The sequence below is a fragment of the Micrococcus sp. KRD026 genome, assembly GCF_017168445.1.
Classification (GTDB): Bacteria; Actinomycetota; Actinomycetes; order Actinomycetales; family Micrococcaceae; genus Micrococcus; species Micrococcus luteus.
In genome coordinates, this window is sequence record NZ_JABFBA010000017.1 from 1 (window position 1) to 8,525 (window position 8,525).

Below are 8,525 nucleotides of genomic sequence, written 5' to 3' on the forward strand. Positions count from 1 at the left end.
TGGCGGTCTCCTGAGGACGAGGCGAAGCGGGGGAGTGCAGGGTCGTGGATGTCATGGCCGTGGTCCGTCCACGCCGGCGTGCGGGGCGAACACGGGGGAGGTCAGCACGGTGCCGGGCAGCAGCAGGTGTGGATCGTCGCCGATCACCCGCCGGTTGGCCTCGTACCAGCGGCGCCACCGGGCGTCGATCTCTCGGGGGGTCGCGTCCGGGCCGAGCTCGGCGGCGGCGAGGTGCCACAGGCAGTCGCCGCGCCGGACGGTGACGGTGGGGTGATCCGGATCCGCACGGCCGGTGCCGGCGCCCGGCGGGGCCGGCGCCGGGGGCCGGGGCGTCCACGCGGCGTCCGGCGCCGGGGCCTCGACGCCGGTGGCGTGCGCGGGGGACGCGGCCACGGTCCAGGAGGCGTCCGGCACGGGATGAGCCGCATCCGCCCACGCGGCCGGCGCCGCGAGCAGCTGGGCACCGACGACGGCGCCGGCTACGCGTCCGAGCAGGGCGGGAGTGAGGCTCCGGCCCAGGCGGGCCCAGGCCGGCCGACCTGCACGGCGCCCCAGCGCGACGAGCGCCAGCCCGATCAGGCCCACCGCCCACCACGCGAGCAGTCCGAGCCCCGCGAGACCGGCACCGAGGCCCAGCACGCGGGTCAGTTCCGCCGCCGGCGCGCTGGGGCCCGTCTGCAGCAGCGCCGCGGCACAGGCGAGCAGGCCGGGTCCGGCCAGAAGCAGGACGGTGAGGCCGACGGCGTCCGCCGGGTCGACCGGACGGGTCGGGGCCGGGCCGGCCGGTGATGTCGAGCGCTCCATGGATTCTCCTCCTGTGCGTCCGTCCGGCCGGGATCCCGTGATCAGGCCGGTGATGATGACCACAGTGAACTGCACGGCCTGATGGGTGTCAAGAGTGATGTTTGATGATGTTTGATGATGACCGATGTCCGGCGCTGAGCCTCCTATGCTGAGCGCATGCGGTGGAACGGACTCTTCGACGACCTGGAGGCGCACTGGGCCGACCTCGGCTGGCAGGAGACGGTGGCCGAGGCCGCGGAGCTGACCCGAGCGGAGTGGATGGCGCTGTCCCTGGCGGACCGCCTGCGCGGAGCCCGAGGGCGGCAGGTCCGGCTCCACCTGGCCTGGGGCGAGGTCGTGGACGGTGTGGTGCACACGGTGGGGCAGGGCTGGGTCGGCGTGCACGTCGACGGTTCGGGGTCGGCGATCGTCGCGGTGGACTGCGTGGCGGCCGTGGAGGCCGACCTGACCCGGGCCGTGGCCGCGCCCGAGCTCGCTGCGGCCGGCTGGGGGACGGTGCTGCGCGGCATCGCGCGGACGCGCCAGCCGGTGGCGGTGACGGGGCGCCTCGGCGCGGCACTGGCGGAGGGCACCGTGGACCGGGTGGGCGGCGACCACCTCGACATCGCCCGCCACCCGCGGGACGAGGCCCGGCGGGCCGCGGCCGTCCGCGGGCGGCTCGTCATCCCGTTCGGGGCGCTGGGGACGGTCCGGACCGCGCTGCGCCCCGCCTGAGCAGACCGTGTGGGCTCAGCGGGCCTGCGCGTCCGCCTCGGTCCACTCCCGGACGCGGGCGCGCGTCACTTCCTTCTGACGCTCCACGTAGTCCTCGAGCCAGGACACCTCGATGCGCCACTGACCGCGGCCCCCGACCTGGATGGCCTGCAGCTCACCCGAGCGGACCAGGGCACGGGCGGCCTGACCGGAGATGTTCAGGGTCTCCGCGACGTCGGTCAGGGTGAGAAAGCGCTGCACGGTGCTCCTTCGGTCGAGGCGTCCAGGACGGTCGCGGGCGGCCCACGACGTCGACCCATTCAACCCCGGGAACACCCGGAGGCGACACTTTTCCACAGCGTACGCGGCGGATCCGGCGATCCACGGCCCCAGTGGTTACTCTGGGCGCAGCGCGGAGGGGCCGACACCGACGGGGTGCCGGGGCCGCGGCGGCCCGAGGGGCCGGTCCGAAGGGGGGAACATCCGGTGTCCACGACCATGTCCGCGTCCGCCGAGGGCGGCCGTCTGCGCCGGCCCCGCTGGCGGGATCCCCGGCTCCTCGTCGGTCTCGTGCTCGTCCTCGCCTCGATCGCCGGCGTCGTGGCGCTGGTCGCCTCCGCCCAGCGGACCGCCGCGTACTGGACGGCTGCGGAGGACCTGCCCCCGGGCACACCCATCGCGTCCGGGGACCTGCGCCCCGTGGAGGTGAACCTCAGCGAGGCCGGCGAGCGGTACCTCAGCGCCGATGCTCCGGCTCCCGAGGGGCGGATGGTCTCCGGGACGGTCCGGGCCGGTGAGCTGCTGCCGGCGGCGGCACTGGTGGACGCGGACCCGGACGGCCGTCGTCCCGTCGGGGTGGCCCTGGACGAGCCGCTGCCGTCCGGCGTGGGCGTGGGAGACCGCGTGGACGTCTGGGTGGCCATGCCGGCGGAGGGAGGCCGCGGCCATGCGGACCCGGCCCGGCTGGCCGAGGCGCTCGAGATCTCCGAGGTCGCGGCAGAGCAGAACGGCTTCGGCGGCTCGGGCATCACCCGGGTGCAGCTGCTGGCGCCGGAGGAGACCCTGCCGCGCATCGTGGATGCGAAGGTCAAGGACGCGCGGGTCACCCTCGTGCCGGCCCACGGGGTGCGCTGACCGTGCGCATCGCCCTGGCCACCACCGTCCAGCCGGGCCTGGACCACATCGGCCCGCTCGAGCGGCACCAGACGGACATCACGGTCCTCCGTCGGGCCGAGGACCTCGCCGAGCTGCTCGCGATCGCCCGCTCCGGTCTCGTGGACGCGGTCCTCGTGGCCGGGGACACCGAGTCCCTCACCGCCGCCTTCCTGGAGGAGACGGCCCGGCTGCCCCGACCCGTGGGCGTGGCGGCGCTCAGCGAGGTCCGTGCCGAGCGCCGTCGCCTCCGTGGCATGGGGGTGCCCTGCGTGCGCGCCGACGCCGACCCCGAGCAGATCGCGGCCGTCGTCGTGGAGTCCGCGAGCGCCGCCGCGGAGGGCCGCCGGCCGGAGACCTCGCACGGGGAGGACGCCGACCACGCCCGGGATCACGCCGAGGACCTCGACGACCTGCCGATCACCCTGGAGACGCTCGGCGCGGACGAGGTGCCCGGCCTCACGGACCCCTGGCGCGACGCCGACGAGCCCGACGACGCCGGGCCGGACGCCGCCCCCGCCGCGGCCACGCCTGACGACGGCCCCGCCACCGCGGACGAGGGAGCCGACCCCGCACCCTCTCCGGAGGAGGGCGAACCGACCGGACCCGCGCGGGAGTCCCTGGTGACCGTGGTGTGGGGTCCCACCGGCGCTCCGGGACGCACCACCGTCGCCGTGAACCTCGCCGCCGAGCACGCCGTGGCCGGCCGGAACACGCTGCTGGTCGATCTGGACACGTACGGCCCCGCCGTCGGTGTGCACCTGGGGCTGACGGAGGAGTCGGCCGGCGTGGCGCGGGCCGTGCGGCGGGCAGACCACGGCCGACTGGGCGCCGCCGACCTGGCGGCCGCGGGCGTCCGCGTCCGCGTCGCCGGCGCGGACCTGACGGTTCTGACGGGACTCACCCGCGTGGACCGGTGGCCCGAGCTGCGCCCCGCCGCCGTCTCCGCGCTGATCGCGGCCGCCAGGGAACGCTGGGACCGCGTGGTCGTCGACGTCGGGTTCGGTCTCGAACAGGACGAGGAGCTGTCCTTCGACGTGCCTGCCCCACAGCGCAACGGTGCGACCCTGGCGGCGCTCGCCGCGGCCGACGAGGTCATCGCGGTCGGCGGGCCGGACGCCGTCGCGCTGCCCCGCCTGGTCCGCGGGGTCGAGGAGCTGGCGGAGGCGGCCCCGGCGGCACGGTTGCGCGTCGTGGTCAACCGGCTCCGGCCCGCGGCCGCCGGCGTCGCCCCGCGCGGGCAGGTCGAGGCCGTCTGGAACCGCTACGCCTCGCCGGCCACGCCCCTGGAGGCGTTCCTGCCGTGGGACCCGGCCGCCGCGGACCCCGCGCTGCTCGCCGGCCAGGTGCTCGCCGAGGCCGCTCCGAACAGCCCGCTGCGTCGCGCCCTCGCCACGCTGGCCGGTGTCCCTGCCCGCCCCGCCCGCCGCGGACGGCACCGCGCACGGCCCTCGCAGACCATCGCCGCCGTGTCATCCGACGCCGCCCGCGACGCCACGGACACGGGCCGCCCGGCACGTCGCCGTACCCTGATCCCATGGTCAGTTCGCTCGCGCAGGACCCCCTGACGTCGCACCCGGACATCGGAGACGAGGACCGCGCCTGGCTGCAGCGGCTCGTGGGGGACTGGCAGCTCGTGGCAGACCTGGCGCTCGCGGACCTCGTGCTCTGGTGCCCCGTGCCCCGCCGCGACGAGGCCGGAGGGTTCGTCGCGCTCGCCCAGGTCCGGCCCTTCACCGCTCCCACCCTCTTCCACCGTGACATCGTGGGCTCGCGCGCCCGCGCGGACCTGCGGGCCGTCGTCGGGCAGACGTGGCATGGCGGGGAGCGGGCCGAGGGGGCCGGCCCCGTCGAGGCCCCGGGAGGCACGCTGCAGGTGCGTCTGTGGCCGGTGGTCCGCGCCGGGAGGGTCATCGCGGTCGTCTCCGCGCACGCGGACCCGAACGGCCGGCCGGCGCGCTCGGTGATCGAGGAGAACTACAGCCGGACGGCCAGCACCCTGCTGGACATGATGCAGCACGGCCGCTGGCCGGCGCCCGAGGAGCCCTCCGGCCTCTGGGCGGGCGGCACGCCGCGGGTGGGGGACGGCCTCGTCGTGCTCGGGCCGGACTCGGTCGCCGAGTTCACCAGTCCCAACGCGGTCTCCGCCCTGCGTCGGCTGGGCATCGCCTCGACCCTCGAGGGGCACCGGCTCACCGACGTGCTGGCCAGCACCGAGGCCGCCCGCGTTCCCACCGACGAGGGGACGTGGGCCGTGCTCACCGGCCGGCGTGCCGGACGGCGGGAGGTGCAGTCCGGCGGGGCGTCCCTCACGGTGCGCTCCGTCCCCCTGCTCGGTCCGGACGGCTGGCAGGGGGCGCTGCTGCTGCTGCGCGACGTGACCGAGCTGCGCCGCCAGGAGCAGCGTCTGCTCACCAAGGACGCGACCATCCGCGAGATCCACCACCGCGTCAAGAACAACCTGCAGACCGTGGGATCGCTGCTGCGCATGCAGGCGCGGCGCACGTCCTCGCCCGAGGCGGAGCGTGCGCTGCGTCAGGCGATGCAGCGGGTGGACACGATCGCCCTCGTCCACCAGACGCTGAGCGAGGAGATCGAGGACCAGGTCCCCGTGGACGGTCTGCTGCAGCGGCAGTTCCGCCTGGCCGTCGAGGTGGCCGGGGACGGGCGGCCGCTGCAGGTCGCGGTCACGGGCGAGTTCGGTGAACTGCCCTCCCACGTGACCACGCCGCTGGCGCTGGTGCTCAATGAGCTGGCGGCCAACGCCGTCGAGCACGGCACGGCGCCGGGCGGTGGCTGCGTGGGCCTGCACGCCGACCGCGAGTCGACCCCCGCAGGAACGGTGCTGGTCGTGTCCGTGACGGACGGCGGCCCCGCCGCCCCCGACGGATGGGTGCCGGGGGAGTCTCCCCGCGCGGGCGAGGGATCGGGGCTCGGCCTGCGCATCGTGCACTCGCTCGTGGAGGGGGACCTGCGCGGCACCCTGCGCTGGGAGCGGTCCGACGACGGCGGCACGCGCGTCGTGCTGCGCCTGCCCCTGACGTGAGCCCGGCCGGGCATGACGACGGCCCCGTCGACGAGGTCGACGGGGCCGGTGGTCCGGGTGGGTCAGGAGGCGCGGCGGGCACGCGCCGCGCGGCGCTTCATGGCGCGCCGCTCATCCTCGCTCATGCCGCCCCAGACGCCCGAGTCCTGGCCGGACTCCATGGCCCACTTCAGGCACGTGTCCACGACCTCACACGAGCGGCACACCGCCTTGGCCTCCTCGATCTGCAGGAGGGCGGGGCCGGTGTTGCCCACGGGGAAGAACAGCTCCGGGTCCTTGTCCAGGCACGCTGCTTTACTGCGCCAATCCATCGGTCCGCTCACTTTCTGTCGGAAGAGCCGGAGCCCGCGGGCGCCGGTGGTCACGGCCTCCGCCGGCGGCGGGCGCGTGGGCCTGCGCGGACGACACGCGGCACGACCGATACGGAGGGCGACCCTGGTCATTGCAACGGGGACCGCTTTCGTACGAACGCGGCCCCCGGAAATCTTTCGCGTGCCATCCTCGCACGGCCCTCACGAGTGAACAAGAGGTGAATGAGGTGCATCACCGCACCTCCCAGTGAGTCCTTGGTCACACCTGTGCCCGGGGCGGCGCGTCGCCGCGGACCTGGCCCGCGCACCGCCCGGCGTACGGTGGGGGACACGTCCGTCCCCGCAGCCGTCCCGCAGGAGAGGCCCCATGGCACAGTCCCGCCGCCCCGACCCGGCCGGGGCCTGCCGGTGGCCGTCCTCGTGGTCGCCGCGGCGCTCCTGGCCGAGGCGGGCGCGCTCCTCTGGCTCGCCGTGGACGCGGTGGTGCATGCGGCGGACGGGGTGCTCCCGGCCGGCGCCCGCGTGATGCTGGTCGTCATCTACGCGCTGCTCACCCTGTGGATCCTCGCGACCGCCGTCGCCCTGCTGCGCGGTCGGGCGTGGAGCCGCGGCGCCGCCGTCGCGATCCAGCTCTTCGGTGTGCTCCTGTCCTCGTGGCTCTTCAGCGTGGACGCCGCCGCTCTGGGTGGGCCGCTGCTCGCGGTCTCCGGCGTCGCGCTGCTCACCCTCTTCACGACGCCGGTCACCCGGCATCTCACCCCCGCCCCGGAGGCCTCGACGGACGCCTGAGCCCCGCCCCAACGACGACGGCGCGCCCCCGGTCGGGGGCGCGCCGTCGTCGTCATCGGGGGGCGTGGTCAGTTCACCGGGCCGGTGAACTTCTCGCCGGGGCCCTTGCCCGGGGCGTCCGGGAACGGGGAGGCCTCACGGAACGCCAGCTGCAGCGAGCGCAGGCCGTCGCGCAGCGGGCCGGCGTGCTGGCTGCCGATCTCGGGGGCCGCGGCCGTGACCAGCCCGGCGAGGGCCGTGATGAGCTTGCGGGCCTCGTCGAGATCGATGAGCTCGCGGGCGTCGGGGGAGTCGGCCAGGCCGCACTTGACGGCGGCGGCGGTCATCAGGTGCACGGCGGTGGTCGTGATGACCTCGACGGCGGGGACCTCGTGGATGTCGCGGATCTCGGCGGGGGCGTCCATGGGGGTGGCGTCCTGGGCCTGACGTTCGTCTGTCATGGTGGTAAGCTTCCCATAGACCACTCGTGGTCCGCGCACGTCCTCGTCATCCGGTGACCCCGGAGCAGGCGTGCACGGGCCAGGAGCAGCAAAGTGGAGGCCTCTCTCCCACCCGCGTCAGCAGGATGTCCGGTTCGCCCCGGGCCGAGTTGCCGGGTCGCCGGTCGGGACCGCCGCGTCGTGGCGCGCACCCCGCACCGAGGGTCCCGTCCGACGGGACCGTGTCGAGGCCTCCGTCTGCGTCCGCGCAGGGGAGGCCTTCCTCGTTTCCGAGGGTCCCTCCGGTGGGCGCGGGATCACCCGTCGTCTCGCACAGAGGAGTACCACCATCAGCGATCCCCGCATCAACGAGCGTATCCGCGTTCCGGAAGTCCGCCTGGTCGGCCCGAACGGCGAACAGGTCGGCATCGTCCGCGTCGAGGACGCCCTCCGGCTCGCCGCCGAGGCGGACCTGGATCTCGTGGAGGTGGCCCCCACGGCCAAGCCTCCGGTGTGCAAGCTGATGGATTTCGGCAAGTACAAGTACGAGGCCGCGGTGAAGGCCCGTGAGTCGCGCAAGAACCAGGTGAACACGGTCCTCAAGGAGGTCCGCTTCCGCCTGAAGATCGACAAGCACGACTACGAGACCAAGACCGGCCACGCCAAGAAGTTCCTGAGCCAGGGCGACAAGGTCAAGGCCATCATCCAGTTCCGCGGCCGTGAGCAGCAGCGTCCCGAGCTCGGCATCAAGCTGCTGCAGCAGTTCGCCGAGGACGTCGCCGAGCTGGGCACCGTCGAATCGCAGCCGCGCCAGGACGGCCGCAACATGGTGATGGTGGTCGGCCCGCTGCGCACCAAGGCCGATGCGCGCGCGGACCAGCGCAAGAACTCGGCCGAGAGCCACCGCGAGCGTCAGGGTGGCGGTTCGCGTCGCGACCAGGCCGCCCGCGAGGCCAAGGAGCGCGCCGCGCAGAAGGCGGCGTCCGACTCCGCCCCGGTGCGGAATTCGGTCGGGGACGCGTTCCCCGAGCAGCTGAAGGCCATGGCCGCCCGGACGCAGGAGAATGCCTCCGCGGCCCCGGCCGAGACGACGCAGGCACCGAAGACCCCGGCCCCGGCGGCTCCCCGCCCGGCCACGAAGCCGGCCTCCAGCGCCACGCCCGCATCGTCCCCGAAGCCGGCCGCGACGCCGAAGCCGCAGTCCTCGGCTGCGCCGGCTGCCACGCCGAAGCCGCGGTCCGCCGCCAAGCCGGCCGCGCCGTCGTCGGCTCCGAAACCGGCGGCCAAGCCGATGCCGGCCCCGCCCAAGCC

10 protein-coding genes are annotated in these 8,525 nt (G+C 75.1%); 6 read left to right on the plus strand and 4 right to left on the minus strand.

Translation table 11 applies throughout. The annotated features are described in order from the left end of the window. Positions 1-51: 51 nt before the first annotated feature. On the minus strand, positions 52-804 hold the full coding sequence (locus tag J1M40_RS06205) for a LysM peptidoglycan-binding domain-containing protein (protein ID WP_206450588.1): 753 nt from the start codon (positions 802-804) through the stop codon (positions 52-54). A 156-nt stretch (positions 805-960) separates the two neighbouring features. On the opposite strand from J1M40_RS06205, the gene J1M40_RS06210 reads away from it, so the two are divergent. Next, entirely contained in the window at positions 961-1,518 is a 558-nt protein-coding gene (locus J1M40_RS06210) for a hypothetical protein (RefSeq protein WP_036383497.1), read from the plus strand. A 15-nt stretch (positions 1,519-1,533) separates the two neighbouring features. Here J1M40_RS06210 and J1M40_RS06215 read toward each other — a convergent pair whose 3' ends face one another. Then, positions 1,534-1,758, minus strand: a complete 225-nt coding sequence (locus J1M40_RS06215; protein ID WP_049147317.1) for a helix-turn-helix domain-containing protein — start codon at positions 1,756-1,758, stop codon at positions 1,534-1,536. A 225-nt stretch (positions 1,759-1,983) separates the two neighbouring features. Here J1M40_RS06215 and J1M40_RS06220 point away from each other — a divergent pair, with 225 nt between their 5' ends. Genes J1M40_RS06220 through J1M40_RS06230 form a run of 3 tightly spaced genes read left to right on the plus strand, consistent with a single transcriptional unit; the run spans position 1,984 to position 5,695 of the window. After that, the gene (locus J1M40_RS06220) at positions 1,984-2,631 is read left to right on the plus strand and encodes an SAF domain-containing protein (protein WP_206450589.1); all 648 of its coding nucleotides are present in this window, start codon (positions 1,984-1,986) and stop codon (positions 2,629-2,631) included. A 2-nt stretch (positions 2,632-2,633) separates the two neighbouring features. After that, complete coding sequence (locus tag J1M40_RS06225) at positions 2,634-4,217, plus strand: ATPase (RefSeq protein ID WP_206450590.1); 1,584 nt, start codon at positions 2,634-2,636, stop codon at positions 4,215-4,217. Then, a complete protein-coding gene (locus tag J1M40_RS06230) occupies positions 4,187-5,695 on the plus strand; it encodes a sensor histidine kinase (RefSeq protein ID WP_095353704.1) in 1,509 nt (502 codons plus the stop codon). Before J1M40_RS06225 ends, J1M40_RS06230 begins: the two co-directional genes overlap by 31 nt. Before the next feature lie 62 nt (positions 5,696-5,757). Here the strand turns inward: J1M40_RS06230 and J1M40_RS06235 are convergent, their stop codons facing one another. Next, entirely contained in the window at positions 5,758-6,006 is a 249-nt protein-coding gene (locus J1M40_RS06235) for a WhiB family transcriptional regulator (protein WP_002854852.1), read from the minus strand. 408 nt (positions 6,007-6,414) lie between these two features. Between J1M40_RS06235 and J1M40_RS06240 the strand changes: the two genes are divergently transcribed. Continuing rightward, positions 6,415-6,795 carry a hypothetical protein gene (locus tag J1M40_RS06240; RefSeq protein WP_241252135.1) on the plus strand — a complete coding sequence of 127 codons (381 nt, stop codon included), beginning with the start codon at positions 6,415-6,417 and terminating at the stop codon, positions 6,793-6,795. 68 nt (positions 6,796-6,863) lie between these two features. On the opposite strand, the gene J1M40_RS06245 is transcribed toward J1M40_RS06240, so the two are convergent. Further along, positions 6,864-7,235, minus strand: coding sequence for a DUF1844 domain-containing protein (locus tag J1M40_RS06245; RefSeq protein ID WP_036313345.1), 372 nt, complete (start codon positions 7,233-7,235; stop codon positions 6,864-6,866). Positions 7,236-7,611: 376 nt separating this feature from the next. Here J1M40_RS06245 and infC point away from each other — a divergent pair. Continuing rightward, a partial coding sequence (gene infC / locus J1M40_RS06250) for a translation initiation factor IF-3 (protein ID WP_241252138.1) occupies positions 7,612-8,525 on the plus strand: 914 nt, incomplete at its 3' end.